Annotated in this window: 15 protein-coding genes; 12 read left to right on the forward strand and 3 right to left on the reverse strand. The window is 72.0% G+C overall.

The features are described 5' to 3' along the window. Positions 1-22: 22 nt before the first annotated feature. Complete coding sequence (locus tag OIE53_RS00075) at positions 23-1,612, reverse strand: hypothetical protein (RefSeq protein ID WP_327024497.1); 1,590 nt, start codon at positions 1,610-1,612, stop codon at positions 23-25. A 185-nt stretch (positions 1,613-1,797) separates the two neighbouring features. On the opposite strand from OIE53_RS00075, the gene OIE53_RS00080 reads away from it, so the two are divergent. The 6 genes from OIE53_RS00080 to obgE all read left to right on the forward strand — a co-directional run bounded on the left by OIE53_RS00080 (position 1,798) and on the right by obgE (position 10,197). Further along, on the forward strand, positions 1,798-3,783 hold the full coding sequence (locus OIE53_RS00080) for a TIGR03960 family B12-binding radical SAM protein (RefSeq protein WP_327024498.1): 1,986 nt from the start codon (positions 1,798-1,800) through the stop codon (positions 3,781-3,783). 25 nt (positions 3,784-3,808) lie between these two features. Beyond that, a complete protein-coding gene (locus OIE53_RS00085) occupies positions 3,809-4,591 on the forward strand; it encodes a TIGR03936 family radical SAM-associated protein (RefSeq protein ID WP_327024499.1) in 783 nt (260 codons plus the stop codon). Between the two features lie 131 nt (positions 4,592-4,722). Then, positions 4,723-7,785: an Rne/Rng family ribonuclease gene (locus tag OIE53_RS00090; RefSeq protein ID WP_327024500.1), complete on the forward strand. Its 3,063-nt coding sequence runs from the start codon at positions 4,723-4,725 to the stop codon at positions 7,783-7,785. A 258-nt stretch (positions 7,786-8,043) separates the two neighbouring features. Then, on the forward strand, positions 8,044-8,358 hold the full coding sequence (rplU, locus tag OIE53_RS00095) for a 50S ribosomal protein L21 (RefSeq protein ID WP_013735422.1): 315 nt from the start codon (positions 8,044-8,046) through the stop codon (positions 8,356-8,358). 11 nt (positions 8,359-8,369) lie between these two features. After that, positions 8,370-8,621: a 50S ribosomal protein L27 gene (rpmA, locus tag OIE53_RS00100; protein ID WP_327024501.1), complete on the forward strand. Its 252-nt coding sequence runs from the start codon at positions 8,370-8,372 to the stop codon at positions 8,619-8,621. Between the two features lie 97 nt (positions 8,622-8,718). Next, the gene (obgE, locus tag OIE53_RS00105; RefSeq protein WP_327024502.1) at positions 8,719-10,197 is read left to right on the forward strand and encodes a GTPase ObgE; all 1,479 of its coding nucleotides are present in this window, start codon (positions 8,719-8,721) and stop codon (positions 10,195-10,197) included. 128 nt (positions 10,198-10,325) lie between these two features. On the opposite strand, the gene OIE53_RS00110 is transcribed toward obgE, so the two are convergent. Beyond that, the gene (locus OIE53_RS00110) at positions 10,326-10,802 is read right to left on the reverse strand and encodes a DUF4383 domain-containing protein (protein WP_327024503.1); all 477 of its coding nucleotides are present in this window, start codon (positions 10,800-10,802) and stop codon (positions 10,326-10,328) included. Between the two features lie 191 nt (positions 10,803-10,993). On the opposite strand from OIE53_RS00110, the gene OIE53_RS00115 reads away from it, so the two are divergent. After that, the gene (locus OIE53_RS00115) at positions 10,994-11,140 is read left to right on the forward strand and encodes a hypothetical protein (protein WP_327024504.1); all 147 of its coding nucleotides are present in this window, start codon (positions 10,994-10,996) and stop codon (positions 11,138-11,140) included. Positions 11,141-11,338: 198 nt separating this feature from the next. Then, a complete protein-coding gene (locus OIE53_RS00120) occupies positions 11,339-11,722 on the forward strand; it encodes a hypothetical protein (protein ID WP_327024505.1) in 384 nt (127 codons plus the stop codon). Positions 11,723-11,779: 57 nt separating this feature from the next. Here OIE53_RS00120 and OIE53_RS00125 read toward each other — a convergent pair whose 3' ends face one another. Continuing rightward, on the reverse strand, positions 11,780-11,998 hold the full coding sequence (locus OIE53_RS00125; RefSeq protein ID WP_012014682.1) for a DUF397 domain-containing protein: 219 nt from the start codon (positions 11,996-11,998) through the stop codon (positions 11,780-11,782). Positions 11,999-12,067: 69 nt separating this feature from the next. Here OIE53_RS00125 and pepN point away from each other — a divergent pair, with 69 nt between their 5' ends. From pepN to OIE53_RS00145, 4 genes are all read left to right on the forward strand, one after another. Continuing rightward, positions 12,068-14,581 carry an aminopeptidase N gene (gene pepN, locus OIE53_RS00130; RefSeq protein WP_327024506.1) on the forward strand — a complete coding sequence of 838 codons (2,514 nt, stop codon included), beginning with the start codon at positions 12,068-12,070 and terminating at the stop codon, positions 14,579-14,581. A gap of 73 nt (positions 14,582-14,654) precedes the next feature. Then, positions 14,655-15,251, forward strand: a complete 597-nt coding sequence (nadD, locus tag OIE53_RS00135; protein WP_327024507.1) for a nicotinate-nucleotide adenylyltransferase — start codon at positions 14,655-14,657, stop codon at positions 15,249-15,251. Positions 15,252-15,360: 109 nt separating this feature from the next. Further along, a complete protein-coding gene (gene rsfS, locus OIE53_RS00140) occupies positions 15,361-15,765 on the forward strand; it encodes a ribosome silencing factor (protein WP_327024508.1) in 405 nt (134 codons plus the stop codon). Beyond that, a complete protein-coding gene (locus OIE53_RS00145) occupies positions 15,762-16,400 on the forward strand; it encodes a histidine phosphatase family protein (protein WP_327024509.1) in 639 nt (212 codons plus the stop codon). Before rsfS ends, OIE53_RS00145 begins: the two co-directional genes overlap by 4 nt. Positions 16,401-16,445: the final 45 nt, after the last annotated feature.

A 16,445-nucleotide genomic window follows, 5' to 3' on the forward strand; every position in this document is an offset into this window, starting at 1 on the left:
TAGGGGTCGGAACCGGGTCAGGTCATTCGGGCGTGATGATCTGTTCCCGCAGGGTGCCGAGCAGCCGGGCACTATCGTCCATCGACAGGTTGGTGAACACCGCCGTGGTGATGCTGCCGTGGTCGACCGAGGTGCAGACGACCACCCCGCTCCCCTCGGAGTGGCCCGCCGCGCAGCGCCCGTGCCGCCCTCGAACCCCGCTGTCCACCACCTCCGCCTCCCCTAGGGAGTACTCCTCGGTGAGGCGTTCGATCTCGGCGTCGGCGTCGGCCGAGGGGGTGAGCCGGAATCCGGTGCCACCGAAGACCGTCACCCGCTTGCCGACGCTCGTGGTGTAGACCCCGGCGAAGACGTCGTCGGCCAGCAGATGCGCCTGGCGGGTCTGGTTCTCCAGTTTCCGGGCGGCCTGGGCGTTGCGCGGGTCCTCCCGCAGCCGCAGATCCGCCACCTGCTTGGGCAGGGCGGCATTGGCCGGGTACTGGGTGACCATCGGGGTGCCGTAGTAGGCCGGGCAGCCGCAGCAGCAGGCCAGGGTCAGCAGCAGTACCCAGGGCCAGCGGCGCCGTTTGCGCTTCGGGGCGGCCCCGGCGGGGGGCTGCCAGCCGGGTGGCGGCGCCTTCTTGACCTTGCGTCCCCGGGCCGGTGGCGGCGGTGGTCCGACCGGTGCCGAGGGCGGGGCCGGGTGGACCTGCCGTGGATAGTTCGGCGGCGGGTACCCCGGCGCCATCGGCCGGGCCGGGGCCGCGGGCGGCGGAAAGGCCGCCGGAGGGGGTTGGTGGGCCACCGAGGGCGGCTGGTGGGCCGGCGAGGGCGGCTGGTGGGCCGGTGGCGGGGGCGGGTCCGGCGGGGCCGGGTGCGCGCGGGTCGGCGGCGGAGCCGGGTACGACAGGGTCGGCGGCAGGGCCGGGAAGTCGGCGGAGGGCAGATCCCATCCGCTGGTGTCGGCGCCCGCCCAGGGGTCCACCGGGGTCTGGTGCTCGGGCTGGTGGGTCGCCGCCACCGACGGCGGCGGTGGGGTCGGCTCGGTCGACTCGCCCCACGCCCGGCGGCGCGGCGGTGCCGGTGGTACGGCCGCGGCCGCGCTCCAGCGCGGCGGCGGGGGCTCGGCCTCCGGCAGGGGCTGCTGCATGACCCGGGTGCCCTGCGGACCCACCTCCGCGACTGCCGGCGGGGTGGCCGAGCGCTCCGGGTCGATCATGGTGGGCGGGTGGTCGGTGGCCGGTCCGTCGGCGCGCGGTCCGGAGCCGGGTTGTTCCGGTGCGGTGCCGGATCGTTCGGGCGCGGTGTCGGCTGGTGCCGTGACCTCGGCGTCCGCGGTGTCGGCCGGTGCGGTGGCGTCGGGGGCTGCGTGTGGGGCGGCCGTGGGGTCGCTTGGCGCGGAGGCGTTCGGTCGGGTCGGCTGATCCCCGGAAGCCGACTGGTCACCCTGAGCCGGCGGGCTGGTCGGATCGGGCGTGTCGGCGGGCAGCATCCGGGTGCCGTCCGGGCCGGTGGGGGTCCCGGGGACCACCGGGGTGGGCTGCTCCTGAGTGACCGCCGGCTCCCCGTCGCGCTGTGCTTGTGGACGGGTCCCGTCGACCGGCCGGTCGGTACCCGGCTGCGGCTCCGGCATCGCGGCAATCTCCTCTCACGCCGACCCGAGGTTAGTACCGTTGTGCCAGCCTGACCGAATCAGGCGGCTCCCGGGCAGGCGGGTGGCCCGCTCCGGAGGGTCCTCGGCCTGAGGGTCGGCGGTCCGGCGATCGGCGGGACAGGTGTGGCGCGGCCCTCGACAGGGGGCGCGTACCCTTGAGCATCATGAGCGTCCCGTCCACCACACCGCGTCCCGTCGCGGCCAATTCCGTGTGGCCCCGGCTGGAGCCGCTGCTGCCCCAGGTGACCAAGCCCATCCAGTACGTCGGTGGTGAACTGGGCGCGGTGGTCAAGGACTGGGACTCCGCGACCGTACGTTGGGCGCTGATGTACCCGGACGCCTACGAGGTCGGCCTGCCCAACCAGGGCGTGCAGATCCTCTACGAGGTGCTCAACGAACTGCCCGACACCCTCGCCGAGCGGACCTACGCGGTCTGGCCGGACCTGGAGAAGCTGATGCGCACCCACGGGGTGCCGCAGTTCACGGTCGACGCCCACCGGCCGGTGCGTGACTTCGACCTGTTCGGCGTGTCGTTCGCCACCGAGCTGGGCTACACCAACCTGCTCACCGCGATCGACCTGGCCGGCATTCCGCTGCTGGCGGCGGACCGCACCGACGCCGACCCGGTGATCGTGGCCGGCGGGCACGCCGCCTTCAACCCGGAGCCGATCGCCGACTTCGTCGACGCCGCAGTGCTCGGCGACGGCGAGGAGGCGGTGCTGGAGATCACCGCGATCCTGCGGGACTGGAAGGCCGAGGGCTGCCCCGGGGGCCGCGACGAGCTGCTGCTGCGGCTGGCGCGTACCGAGAGCGTCTATGTGCCCCGCTTCTACGACGTGGACTACCTGCCCGACGGCCGGATCCAGCGGGTCGTGCCGAACCGGGCGGACGTGCCCTTCCGGGTGCACAAGCGCACGACGATGGACCTGGACGCCTGGCCGTACCCGAAGAAGCCCTTGGTCCCGCTGGCCGAGACGGTGCACGAGCGGTACGCCGTGGAGATCTTCCGGGGTTGCACCCGGGGCTGCCGGTTCTGCCAGGCGGGCATGATCACCCGCCCGGTACGCGAGCGGTCCATCACCACGGTCGGGCAGATGGTGCAGCAGGGGCTGGAGTTCTCCGGTTTCCACGAGGTGGGTCTGCTGTCGCTCTCCTCGGCCGACCACTCCGAGATCGGCGACATGTGCTCCGGCCTGGCCGAGCAGTACAAGGGCACGAACGTGTCGCTGTCGCTGCCCTCGACCCGGGTGGACGCCTTCAACATCGAGCTGGCCCAGGAGCTGTCCCGCAACGGGCGGCGGACCGGCCTGACCTTCGCCCCGGAGGGCGGGTCGGAGCGGATCCGCAAGGTCATCAACAAGATGGTCTCCAAGGACGACCTGATCCGTACGGTGGTCACCGCGTACACCAACGGGTGGCGGCAGGTGAAGCTCTACTTCATGTGCGGGCTGCCCACCGAGACCGACGCCGACGTCCTGGAGATCGCCGACATGGCCCACGAGGTCATCCGGGCCGGTCGGGCCGCCACCGGGTCCAAGGACATCCGGTGCACGGTCTCCATCGGCGGGTTCGTGCCGAAGCCGCACACCCCCTTCCAATGGGCGGCGATGGAACGCCCGGAGGTCATCGACCACCGGCTCAGGCTGCTCAAGCAGGCGATCAACGCGGACCGCTCGCTGGGCCGGGCCATCGGCTACCGCTACCACGACGGCGAGCCGTCCCTGATCGAGGGGTTGCTGTCCCGGGGTGACCGCCGGGTCGGCGCGGTGATCCGCAAGGTCTGGGAGAACGGCGGCCGGTTCGACGGCTGGAGCGAGCACTTCTCGTACCAGCGCTGGGTGGAGGCCGCCGCCGAGGTGCTGCCCACCTTCGGGGTGGATCTCGACTGGTACACCACCCGCGAGCGGGACGAGTTGGAGGTCCTGCCCTGGGACCACCTGGACTCCGGCCTGGACAAGGACTGGCTCTGGCAGGACTGGCAGGACTCGCTCAGCGAGTACGAGCAGGACGACTGCCGGTGGACTCCGTGCTTCGACTGCGGGGTCTGCCCGGCGATGGACACCGAGATCCAGATCGGCCCGACCGGCCGGAAACTGCTCCCGTTGACTCCGGTCAACGGCCTGCGGCTGCCCACCGGCGCCCAGCAGTGACCCGGTCGGTCCGCCAGCGAGGAGCATGAAGATCAGTAAGAGACCACAGCCCGAGGGCGGCCAGGCGCCGGTCGTCCAGCGTGTGCGGATCCGGTACGCCAAGCGGGGCCCGTTGCGGTTCACCTCGCACCGGGACTTCGCCCGGGCGTTCGAGCGGGCGTTGCGTCGTGCCGGGGTGCCGGTGGCCTTCTCGCAGGGCTTCACCCCACACCCCAAGATCTCGTACGCCAGCGCGGCGCCGACCGGGGTGGCCAGCGAGGCCGAGTACCTGGAGATCGGCCTGCGTGAGCCGGTCGACCCGGAGGCCCTGCGTACGGCGTTGGACGCCGCCCTCTCGCCCGGCCTGGACGTGCTCGACGCCGTGGTGGCCACCGGCAGCGGGCTGCCCGACCGGATCGAGGCCTCCCGGTGGCGCATCGAGCTGCCGCAGGTGGATCCCGAGGTGCTCGCCAAGGCCGTGGCCGCCTTCACCGCCGCCGAGCAGGTGCAGGTGGAGCGGATGACCAAGCAGGGGCGGCGTACCTTCGATGCGCGGGCCGCAGTCATCGCCATCGATGTGAGCGCCCCGTCGGCGACGCCTTCCGGGGCATCAGCCGTACCGTGTGCGATACTCGAACTGGTTGTACGGCAGGTCACCCCGTCCGTACGACCCGATGACGTCCTTTCCGGCCTCCGCGTGGTGGCCGGCCTGGAGCCGCCGGTTGCCCCGAAGGTGATCCGACTGGCTCAGGGCACGCTGACCGCGCAGGGGGCGATCGTGGATCCGCTGGACGCGGACCGCGACGGGGCAACCATCGGCGGACGCTGACCGACGGTCGGCGCCCAGGCAGGCAGACTTCGCCGGTCGCGCACCCCGTGCGCCCGGGGAAACACCTTTTGCGGCATCCCTGCGTGGCAGCGCTCACCCGCGCCCGGGGAAGCCAGAACTGGAGAACGTCCATGCTCGAGAACGAGCCCGAGGGCGGCGAACAGACCGGTGCGAACCCGGCCGCCGAGCCCACCACCGTCGACGCGGCGCGCGACGCCGGGCCGGGTGACACTCCGCCGGAGCAGGCCCCCGGCACGGTGAGCGGTGCGGCCGACCTGACCGGCGCGCCCCCCGAGGAGGCGGCACCGCCCCGACGGCGGGCCACCCGACGGCGAGCCACCCCGGCCAGCCAGCCCGAACAGGTCGACGCTCCGGTGCAGGCGTCGAGCACCCCGGCGGTGGGCAGCGGGGAAGCCCCCCAGGCGGAGGTCCTGGCGCCGGTCTCCGGTGACCTGGACCCCGCCCCCAAGACCACCCGGCGACGCCGGAAGGCCACCCCGGCGGCCAAGAGCACCGAGGAGCCGTTGGCCGCGGCCGAGGTCGAGGCGACCGCCGCCGATGTCGTACCGCCGGTCAAGGTGACCCGTACCCGGCGTCGGAAGGCCACCCCTGCGGCGGTCGAGACCCCGGCGGAGCCGCCGGTGGTCGAGGAACTGACGGCCGAGGAGCCGGTGGTAGCGGTCGAGCCCGTCGCCGGGGCCGACTTCGCAGCCGTGGCGATCTCGACCGAGGGTGCCCCCGTACCGGCTGAGGAGCCTGCCGAAGAGGTCGAGCCGACGCCGCCGGCCACGGAAGCAGCCGGCGAACCGGCGCCGAGCCCGAAGGCGGTGCCGGTGGTACCGGCGCTGCCGGAGGCGGAGCCGCCTGCGGAGCCGGAGCCGCGGTCGCGTCGGCGTCGGGCCGCGCTCACCGCGCCGACGGTGTTGTTCATGGCCCCGGAGGAGATCACGGCCGCCCGGGTCGCCGCCGCGGCCGCTCTGGCCGCCGAGGAAGAGGTCGTCGAGGAGCCGGTGGAGCCCGCCCGTCGCCGTCGTCGTGGCCGCCGGGAGGCCGAGCCGGTGGTGACGGCCGAGGTCGAGGAGGAGCCCGCCGCGGAGGCCGAGGAGGCCGCCGAGGACGAGGACGACGAGGAGAGCGCCGCCGGACGGCGTCGCCGTCGGCGTGGTCGCCGGGGCCGGGGACGCGGCAAGGGCGGCGCGGAGGAGGCCGAGGACGGCGAGGCCGAGGAGGCCGAGGAGGTCGTCGCGGCCGAGGCGGAGGAGACCGAGGCCGAGGCCGAGGCCGAGACCGACACGGACGAGGGCGGCGAGGACACCGAGGGTGACGGGTTGACCCGTCGCCGTCGGCGGCGGCGTCGGCGGGGTGCCGGTGACACCGAGGGGGCCGCCGACGACGGCGTGCCGACCGTGGTGAAGATCAGGGAGCCCCGTCGTACGGTCGACGAGGTGCAGGGGGTCTCCGGCTCGACCCGGCTGGAGGCCAAGCGGCAACGCCGCCGGGACGGTCGTGAGCAGCGCCGTACCCGCCCGCCTATCCTCAGCGAGTCCGAGTTCCTGGCCCGCCGGGAAGCCGTCGACCGGGTGATGGCGGTCCGGCAGCGCGGCGACCGCACCCAGATCGCGGTGCTGGAGGACGGTGTGCTCGTCGAGCACTACGTCACCCGCAGCTCCGCCGGCACCATGGCCGGCAACGTCTACCTCGGCAAGGTGCAGAACGTGCTGCCCAGCATGGAGGCGGCGTTCGTCGACATCGGCCGGGGCCGCAACGCGGTGCTGTACGCCGGCGAGGTCAACTGGGACACCAGCGGCCTGGAGGGTCGGGCCCGCTCGATCGAGCAGGCCCTCAAGTCCGGCGACTCGGTGCTGGTGCAGGTGACCAAGGACCCGATCGGGCACAAGGGCGCCCGGCTGACCAGCCATGTCGCGCTCTCCGGGCGGCACCTGGTGTACGTGCCCGGCGGCAACGCCTCCGGGATCAGCCGCAAGCTGCCGGACACCGAGCGCAAGCGCCTGCGTGACGCGCTGAAGAAGTTGGTGCCCGACGGTGCCGGGGTGATCGTCCGGACCGCGGCCGAGGGGGCCAGCGAGGACGAGTTGGCCCGTGACGTCAAGCGGCTCCAGGCGCAGTGGGAGGACATTCAGGCCAAGGCCGCCGAGGGCGGGGCCCCGGTGCTGCTCTACGAGGAGCCGGACCTGGTCATCCGGGTGGTCCGGGACCTGTTCAACGAGGACTTCCGCGAGCTGGTGATCGAGGGCGACCAGTCGTACGACATGGTCGAGTCGTACCTGTCGCATGTATCGCCGGACCTGCTGGCCCGGCTGCGCCGGCACGTGGGCACCACGGACGTCTTCGCGGAGTACCGCATCGACGAGCAGATCCTCAAGGGGCTCGACCGCAAGGTCTTCCTGCCCTCCGGGGGCCACCTGGTCATCGACCGGACCGAGGCGATGACCGTGGTGGACGTCAACACCGGTAAGTACACCGGTGCGGGCGGCAACCTGGAGGAGACCGTCACCCGCAACAACCTGGAGGCGGCCGAGGAGATCGTCCGCCAGCTGCGGCTGCGCGACATCGGCGGCATCGTGGTGATCGACTTCATCGACATGGTGCTGGAGTCGAACCGGGAACTGGTGCTGCGTCGGCTGACCGAGTGCCTGGGCCGGGACCGCACCAAGCACCAGGTCACCGAGATCACCTCGCTGGGCCTGGTGCAGATGACCCGTAAGCGGATCGGTGCCGGTCTGCTGGAGGCGTTCAGCGAGACCTGCGACTGCTGCAAGGGCCGTGGCCTGATCATTCACACCGAGCCGGTGCCGGAGAAGCCCCGCTCCGGTGGGGCGGAGAAGGTCAAGGCGGTCGCCTCGGCGACTGCGCCGACGACGGAGCAGCCGACCGCCTCCGCCCGGCGTCGGGCCCGCAAGAGCGCTGCGGCCGAACGGACCGTGGTGGAGGTCGCCGAGACCGACACCACGAGCAGCGCCGACATGGACTACGACACCATGGGCTACGACCTGTCGCGGTACGAGACCGAGACCCCGGCCGCGCCGGAGGTCGCCGACAGTCAGCAGGGCGAGTCGGCCCGGCTGGCCGCCCCGGACGACCCGGACGCGCTGGCCGAGGAGGACGAGGACGAGGGCGGTTCCGGCCGCCGCCGTTCCCGCCGGGCCGGCACCCGACGGCGTACCCGACCCTGATCGGAGCAGTACCCGCAGCCCCTCCCCATCGGAGGGGCTGCGGGGTACGACCCCGGGCCCTCGCGGGGCTCGGGTGGGGGCGGTTTGGGAGGCGGGGCCACCATGGCGTACGCTTGCCTGCGGCGCACCCTTGTGTGCCGAGTTCCCGCGTGCCCGCGCCGCCGTGCCTCTGCTACCCGGCGAGCCGCCGTGGGGACGACCGACCGGCAACGGTGGGAAAAGACGCTAGCAGCCTCAACGACAGGGAGTGCGCCTCCGATGTACGCGATCGTCAAGACCGGCGGCAAGCAGTACAAGGTCGCCGAAGGCGACGTGATCGAGGTCGAGAAGCTCGTCGGTGCCCCCGGCGACGCGGTGAAGCTTGCCGCGGTGCTCCTCGTCGACGGTGACGACCTGGTGACCGACGCGGCCAAGCTCGCGCAGGTCGAGGTGTCCGGCGAGATCGCCGCACACACCAAGGGCCCGAAGATCCGGATCCACAAGTTCAAGAACAAGACCGGCTACCACAAGCGCCAGGGTCACCGCCAGCCGCTGACCCAGGTCAAGGTGACCGGCATCTCCAGCGGGAAGTAGGTCGTCTCAAGATGGCTCACAAAAAGGGTGCGTCCAGCTCGCGTAACGGCCGGGACTCCGCGGCCCAGCGGCTCGGCGTGAAGCGCTTCGGTGGTCAGGTCGTCAGCGCGGGCGAGATCATCGTCCGGCAGCGTGGCACCAAGTTCCACCCCGGTGACCTGGTCGGCCGCGGCAGCGACGACACGCTCTTCGCGCTGTCCGCCGGTGCGGTCCAGTTCGGCAGCAAGCGCGGTCGCAAGACCGTCAGCATCGTGCCGCAGTAGCAGTTGTTCGGCAGGAGCGGGCCGTGGACCTGGATGTCCCGGCCCGCTTCGCCTTTTCGTCAGACGCGGGGGTGCTCCTCGCTGGAAGGATTGCGGCGTGACTACGTTCGTTGACCGGGTCGTCCTGCACCTGCAGGCCGGCGACGGCGGGCACGGCTGTGTCTCGATCCACCGGGAGAAGTTCAAGCCGTTCGGCGGCCCCGACGGGGGTAACGGCGGGCACGGCGGCAGCGTCTCCCTGGTGGTCGACCCGCAGGTGCACACGCTGCTCGACTTCCACTTCCGCCCGCACATCAAGGCGCAGAACGGCCGCGGGGGTGCCGGCTCCAACCGGGACGGCGCCAACGGCGCGGACCTGGTGATCACGGTCCCCAACGGGACGGTCGTGCAGACCCTCGACGGCACCGTCCTCGCCGACATGGTCGGTGCCGGTACCACCTTCGAGGTGGCCCGGGGCGGTCGTGGCGGCCGGGGCAACGCCTCGCTGGCCAACGCCCGCCGGAAGGCCCCCGGCTTCGCCGAACTGGGCGAGCCGGGTGAGCAGCTGGATGTGGTGCTGGAACTCAAGAGCGTCGCCGATGTCGGTCTGGTGGGTTTCCCCTCGGCCGGGAAGTCGTCGCTGATCTCGGTGATCTCCGCGGCCAAGCCGAAGATCGCCGACTACCCCTTCACCACCCTGGTGCCCAACCTCGGGGTGGTCCGGGTCGACAACCACACCTTCACCGTGGCCGACGTGCCCGGCCTGATCCCCGGGGCGGCCACCGGCAAGGGCCTCGGCCTGGAGTTCCTCCGGCACATCGAGCGCTGCGCCGTGCTGGTGCACGTCATCGACACCGCCACCCTGGAGCCCGGTCGGGACCCGCTCGCCGACATCGACACCATCGAGGCGGAGCTGGCGGCCTACGGAGGCCTGGCCGACCGGCCCCGGCTGGTCGCCCTGAACAAGATCGACGTGCCCGACGGGCGCGACCTGGCCGAGATCGTCCGGCCCGACCTCCAGGCGCGGGGCCTGCGGGTCTTCGAGATCTCCGCAGCCACTCGGGAAGGGCTCAAGGAGTTCACCTACGCGATGGCGGAGCTGGTGCAGCAGGCCCGGGCGGCGACACCACCGGCCGAACCGACCCGCGTCGTGCTCCGGCCGAAGGCGGTCGACGACGCCGGCTTCACCATCGAGGCGGAACCGGACGGCTCGTACACCGTGCGGGGGGTCCGCCCCGAGCGGTGGGTGCGTCAGACGAACTTCGACAACGACGAGGCGGTGGGCTTCCTCGCCGACCGGCTGGCCCGGCTCGGGGTCGAGGACCAGTTGGCCAAGGCGGGTGCCCAGCCGGGTGACCTGGTGCGCATCGGGGAGCGCGAGTTCGACTGGCAGCCGACCCTCTACGCGGGCGCGGAGTTCGTACCCGGGGCCCGGGGCCGGGACGTGCGGCTGGAGGAGAAGACGACCAGGGCCAGCGCGGCCGAGCGGTTGGCGGCCCGGAAGGCCCGCCGGCAGCGCCCCGCCGACGAGGTGGAGTCTTCCCCGGAGCCTTCGTCGGAGCCCGAGGCCCTGCCCGAGCCGGACCACGCCGAGTAGTCCCACCAGGTGCGGCCATTGCCGCCGGCCTGCGTCGCTGATCGACTCCGTTTCGCCGAAACGGCGGTTTCCCACCGCTGGGTACCCCGCCGTTTCGGCGATACGGTGCGCGCCAGGTCGTCCGGCGGTCAGGGCCGGTCGAGGGGATTGTCGAGTCGACCGCCGGTACCACGGTTGTTGGACAGCAGCAGGCCCAGGGCGAGCATGCCGAAGCCGAGCGCCAGGTGCAGGAAGTCGTCGGCACCGTTGACCGGAATGAAGTTGGCCGCGCTGTCGTCCTCGATCGCCCACCCGTACAGCCACAGGGCCAGGTAGACCGCCCCGCCTGCGGTGAGGAAGATCCGTGCGCCGGCCAGTCGGCGGGCCGCCACCAGCCCGATCAGACCGAAGCCCAGGTGCAGCAGGTTGTGCAGGATCGACACCTGGAACACGCCGAGCAGCTTCGCCCCCGAGTGGTGCCCGGCGAAGGTCATGTCGCCGTATCCGGTGGTGATGCCGGGAATGAACCCGGCCACCCCGAGAACCAGGAACAGGGCGGCCACGATCAGGGCGGCGAGTTGGACGCGGGTGCGGTCCGGCCGACCGCGGTCTGCCTGATGCGCCATTGAAGTCACCCCTGTGGATCTGGATACGCCCGCGGCCGAGGGCGCGAGGCGCGCACGCGCATGGCGATCTCGCTGGCCCGTTGATCCCCAATTGTCGTGGTCCGGCCGTGCTCGCGCAGCGAAACGACCAATCAAGCCGGCTGTCTGCGATGTCGTTCCCCGGCCACCCTCGGGGTAGCAGCGGTACATCGATGCTGCTGGAGCGGCTGGCCGCCGGCGAGATCGACCCCGCCTACCTGGCCACCCATCCGATGTCGCTGGAGCAGGGTGCGCGGGGCTACGAGATCTTCGAGAAGAAGCAGGAGGGGTGTCTGCGTACGGTGTTGCACCCGGCCTGACACCCGCCCGGTCGGCGGGCGCGGTGCGTGGGCCAGCTGGCCCCTCCCGGCAGGCGGCGTTCCTGGTTGACTGCGTCAAGCGTCGGCGACGCCGCCCATCCGGGCGGCGCGCACCGCGCCCGCCGTCGGCCCCGAAGGCCGCGCACTCGGCGTGCGGGGTGCGGCGGATGAGCCGGCGGGCACGCGGGGGAGGGACGTATGCAGGACAACAGGCCGGCACCCTGGCGGCGGTGGATGACCGGGGCCTTGCATGGGGGTGGCGACCCGCCACTGATCACCTCTGCCCGGCGGCTGGTTCCGGATCGCTGCTACACCGCGCATCTCGGCTTCACCGCCGCCGATCTGGCCGCCGCGCGGGAGACGGCCGTCGGATACGCCGAGGCCCTCAGCCTTCTGCGGCCCGAGGTGGCCCTCGGTGCCTCCGCGGTGTCCCCGGCCGGCGACTGGCGGCAGGCCGAGCGGCTGTTCTGCGGGGCCCTCGGCCCCGATGGTGAGCGCTGCGTCGATGTCGCCGGTCATCCGGGGTTCCATCACGCCCCGGGGCCCGGTGGCCTGGGCTGGGGTGACGGCGATGTCGGCTGAGGGTTCGCCCCGGTCCGGCACGGCGGGGTGGGTCCCGCCGACCGGGGCGACGGTCGATCAGTCGAGGTCGAACTCACCGTCCTGGGCGCCCGCGACGAAGGCGTCCCACTCGGCCTGGGTGAACACCAGCACCGGGCCGTCCGGCTCGGCGGAGTTGCGCATGCCGATCAGGTCGTCGACGAAGGCGACCTCCACGGCGGCCTCGGAGGTGTCCCCTTCGGCCCGCTGCCAGACCGCCCGGGAGAGGTCGAAGTCGCCCTTGGGGTGCGTTGTCATGGTCCAGTCCTCCAGCATCGGGGGTAAATGGGGACGCCCGCTGGCGACCCCATCCGGCAGGATAAGCGGATGCCGAGCCTGAGCCGTGCAGAGTCGACCGCGCGTGGCGCGTCGATCGCCGTCGTGTCGTATCACGTGGACCTCGACCTGACCACCGGCGACGAACGGTTCCGGTCGCAGGTCACCATCCGGTTCACCGCCACCGGCACGGAGACCTTCGTCGAGGTCAAACCCGCCACCCTGCTGGCGGTACGCCTCAACGGCGTCGACCTGGACCCGGCCGCGCTGACGGACAACCGGCTGCCCCTGACCGGGCTGGTCGAGGAGAACACCCTGACCGTCGAGGCGGAGATGGCGTACACCAACACCGGGGAGGGGATGCACCGTTTCGTCGACCCCGCCGACGGTGAGACCTACCTCTACGCGATGTCCTTCCTGGACGAGGTGCAGCGCATCTTCGCCGCCTTCGACCAGCCGGACCTGAAGGCTCCGGTGACCCTGTCGGTCACCGCACCGCCGCACTGGACGGTAGCGGCCAACGCCGAGGTGGCGGCCAGGCCGGCTCCGGGGCGCTGGGAGTTCGCCCCCACCCTGCCGATCTCGACCTACCTGTTCACCCTGATCGCCGGGCCCTGGCACCTGCGCCGGGACGAGCATGAGGGTGTTCCCCTCGGCATCTACTGCCGGCGTTCCCTGGCCGAGCACCTGGATGCCGACGCCGAGGAGATCTTCACCGTCACCAAGCAGTGCCTGGACCGCTTCCACCAGCTGTTCGCCGAGCGCTATCCCTTCGGCAAGTACGACCAGGCCTTCGTGCCGGAGTTCAACGCCGGGGCGATGGAGAATCCGGGGCTGGTCACCTTCCGCGACGACTACATCTTCCGGTCGGCCGTCACGGACACTCAGCGCGAGTCGCGGGCCACCACCATCGCCCACGAGATGGCCCACATGTGGTTCGGTGACCTGGTCACCATGCGGTGGTGGGAGGACCTGTGGCTCAACGAGTCGTTCGCGGAATACCTCGGCACCCGGGTCACCGCCGAGGCGACCCGGTTCGACCAGGCCTGGACGACCTTCGCGTTGCGCCGTAAGGCCGGCGGGTACGCCGCCGACCAGCGCCCCTCCACTCACCCGGTGGCGCCCGAGCAGGTGCCCGACGCCGCCGAGGCCTTGCTCAACTTCGACGGCATCTCATACGCCAAGGGTGCCAGCGTGCTGCGGCAACTGGTGGCCTGGCTCGGCGACGAGGCCTTCCTGACCGGGCTGAACGACTACTTCTCCCGGCACCGGTTCGGCAACGCCACCCTGACCGATCTGCTCGCCAGTCTCGGCTCGGCGAGCGGGCGGGACCTGGCCGGTTGGGCCCAGGTGTGGCTGCGTACCGCCCAGGTCAACACCCTGCGGGTCGAGGTGGCCCTGGACCCCGAGGGCCGCTACCGGGAGGTGGCCCTCACCCAGACTGCCCCGGCGACCCATCCGGTGCTGCGCCCGCACCGCATCGGGGTGGGCCGGTACGCCGTCGACGGCGGCGCCGACCGGATCGAGGTCGACCTGGATCCGCGGACCGATGGTGGTCGCACTGTGCTGGCCGGGTTGACCGGTGAGCCGGCCTCGGCCGTCCTGCTGCCCAACGACGGTGACCTGACCTTCGCCAAGATCCGTCTGGATCCCGCCTCCGTCGAGGCGGTGTCCCTGCTGTTGCCCCGGTTGGCCGACCCCCTGCCCCGCGCCCTGCTGTGGGGCGAGGCGCTGGGCGCGGCCATCGACGGCGAACGGCCGGTCATGGCGGTGGTGGAGCTGATCGGGGCGGTGCTGCCCACCGAGACCGAGGTGATCATCGCCGAGGATGTGCTGGCCATGAGTCGTTCCCTCGTCGACCGCTACCTCGATCCGTCCATGCGGCAGACCGCCCTGGCGGTGATCGACAAGACCTGCCGCCAGATGCTCGACGGCGCCGCCGCCGGGAGTTCCGCGCAGTTGGCGGCGGCCCGGGGTCTGATCGCCGCGACCTCCGACGCCGCCCTGCTGACCGGCTGGCTGGGCGGTCGGGAGGTGCCGCAGGGCCTGGCGGTCGACACCGAGTTGCGTTGGGCGATCCTCGGTCGGCTGGTGACCCTGGGGATGGCGGGCGGGGCCGAGATCGAGGCGGAGGCGGCGGCCGACCCGAGCGCCGCCGGTGCGGAACGCGCCGCCCGGTGCCGCGCCGCCGTGGCCGATCCGGCCGCCAAGCGGGCCGCCTGGGAGATCATCGTGGCTAACACGGAGCTGTCCAACCGGCTGGTCGAGGCGACCGCAGCCGGCTTCTGGCAGCCCGAGCAGGGGGAGTTGACCGCGGACTACGTACCGCGCTATTTCGCCGACATGCCGACCGCCGCCCGGCTGCGTACCCCCTGGGTGGCCGAGGAGGTGGCCCACCTGGCCTTTCCCCGGTACGCCGTGGCGCAGACCACCCGGGAGGCGGCCGCGGCGCTGCTGGCCCGCGACGACCTGACCCCCGGGCTGCGCCGGGTGCTCATCGACGCCGCCGACGACCTGCGGCGTGCCCTGGTGGCGCGGACGGCTTTGGCCGCCACGAATGCCTGACCCCCGTGGTGGGTCGAGCGCTGTCCGTCAGGCCGGGCCCGAGATGGGGCCGGATTCGGACTACGATCATGGGGTGACGCAAGACAACCGGCGGATCGGGATCATGGGCGGCACCTTCGACCCGATCCATCACGGGCACCTGGTGGCGGCCAGTGAGGTCGCGGACCGGTTCGGGCTCGACGAAGTGGTCTTCGTGCCGACCGGTCAGCCGTGGCAGAAGGAGGATCTCCCGGTCAGCCCGGCCGAGGATCGTTACCTGATGACCGTGGTCGCCACCGCCTCCAACCCGCGCTTCCAGGTCAGCCGGGTGGACATCGACCGAGGGGGCCCCACCTACACGGTCGACACCCTGCGGGACCTGCACGCCCTGTACGGCCCCAAGGCCCAACTGTTCTTCATCACCGGCGCGGACGCCCTGGAGCGCATCCTGAGCTGGAAGAACCTGGACGAGATCTTCGAACTCGCCCACTTCATCGGGGTCACCCGACCGGGATTCGCGTTGTCCGACGCCCACCTGCCGGCCGACACGGTCAGCCTGGTGCAGGTGCCGGCGATGGCCATCTCCTCCACGGACTGTCGGGCGCGGGTGGCCCGCGGTGAGCCGGTCTGGTATCTGGTGCCGGACGGTGTGGTGCAGTACATCGCCAAACGGCGTCTCTATCAGGGGTGATCAGTCCACTTATGGTGCGGATGATGCCGTTTCCGGGGCGAAACCGACAGGTCGCACCGGCGGGTCGTGTGAGAGGCTTGGGTATCGCACGGTTGATCGAAGGAGAACGGTGACAGTTTCCGAGCGCGCTTATGAGTTGGCGATCACCGCCGCCCAGGCCGCGGCCGACAAGAAGGCTCAGGACATCGTCATCATCGACGTGGGCGACCAGCTCGCCATCACGGACGCGTTCGTGCTCGCCGCCGCGTCGAACGAGCGGCAGGTGCTGGCCATCGTCGACGCCATCGAGGAAGCCCTGCTCGACCTGCCGGAGAAGGCGAAGCCGGTGCGGCGCGAGGGCGAGCGCGGTGGACGCTGGGTGCTGCTCGACTACGTCGACATCGTGGTGCACGTCCAGCACACCGAGGAGCGCGAGTTCTACGCCCTGGACCGGCTCTGGAAGGACTGCCCGACCATCCCGTTCGTCGACCGGGACCTGGCTCGGGCCGAGGCCGGCGCCGGATCGGGCGAGTGACCCGGCTGATCATCTGGCGGCACGGCAACACCGACTGGAACGCCGCCAGCAGGGTCCAGGGGCAGACCGAGGTACCCCTCAACGACCTGGGCCGGGAGCAGGCACGCGAGGCCGCCCCGCTGCTGGCCGCGCTGAACCCGGACGCCATCGTCACCAGTGACCTGAGCCGGGCCGCGGACACCGCCGCCGCGCTGGCCGCGCTCACCGGCCTGCCGGTGCGTTCCGACGCCCGGCTGCGGGAACGCTACTTCGGCCAGTGGCAGGGCCTGCTGCTCACCGAGGTCGCCGAACGGTTCCCCGAGGAGTACGCCCGCTGGCGGGCCGGGGACCCGGATCCCGGCGCGGATGTCGAACCCCTGGACGAGCTGGGCAAACGGATCGGTACCGCCCTGCACGAGATCGCCGACGAGATGCCCGGGGGCACCATCGTCGTCGCCACCCACGGCGGGGCGGCGCGGCAGGGCTGCGGGCAGCTGTTGGGCTGGGACCACACGGTGCTGCGCACCATCGGTCCGCTGCGCAACTGCCACTGGACCGACCTGCGCCGTGAGGGCGACCGGGGTTGGCGCCTGCGGTCCTACAACGTCGGCCCGATCAAGGTGACCGCCGCGCTGGGGTCGGCCGAGCCGGTCTGACGAGGTGGCGCCGCCGTCCCGGCCCTGAACCGGTTGGACGGCCGA

It is taken from the genome of Micromonospora sp. NBC_01739, assembly GCF_035920385.1.
Taxonomy (GTDB): domain Bacteria; phylum Actinomycetota; class Actinomycetes; order Mycobacteriales; family Micromonosporaceae; genus Micromonospora.

Coding starts and splice junctions, on each gene's coding strand:
- rplU (WP_013735422.1), top strand. CDS start 8,044: ATGTACGCGATCGTCAAGACCGGCGGCAAGCAGTACAAGGTCGCCGAA.
- OIE53_RS00110 (WP_327024503.1), bottom strand. CDS start 10,802: ATGGCGCATCAGGCAGACCGCGGTCGGCCGGACCGCACCCGCGTCCAA.
- rpmA (WP_327024501.1), top strand. CDS start 8,370: ATGGCTCACAAAAAGGGTGCGTCCAGCTCGCGTAACGGCCGGGACTCC.
- pepN (WP_327024506.1), top strand. CDS start 12,068: ATGCCGAGCCTGAGCCGTGCAGAGTCGACCGCGCGTGGCGCGTCGATC.
- OIE53_RS00075 (WP_327024497.1), bottom strand. CDS start 1,612: ATGCCGGAGCCGCAGCCGGGTACCGACCGGCCGGTCGACGGGACCCGT.
- OIE53_RS00120 (WP_327024505.1), top strand. CDS start 11,339: ATGCAGGACAACAGGCCGGCACCCTGGCGGCGGTGGATGACCGGGGCC.
- OIE53_RS00115 (WP_327024504.1), top strand. CDS start 10,994: ATGCTGCTGGAGCGGCTGGCCGCCGGCGAGATCGACCCCGCCTACCTG.
- OIE53_RS00080 (WP_327024498.1), top strand. CDS start 1,798: ATGAGCGTCCCGTCCACCACACCGCGTCCCGTCGCGGCCAATTCCGTG.
- OIE53_RS00125 (WP_012014682.1), bottom strand. CDS start 11,998: ATGACAACGCACCCCAAGGGCGACTTCGACCTCTCCCGGGCGGTCTGG.
- OIE53_RS00085 (WP_327024499.1), top strand. CDS start 3,809: ATGAAGATCAGTAAGAGACCACAGCCCGAGGGCGGCCAGGCGCCGGTC.
- OIE53_RS00090 (WP_327024500.1), top strand. CDS start 4,723: ATGCTCGAGAACGAGCCCGAGGGCGGCGAACAGACCGGTGCGAACCCG.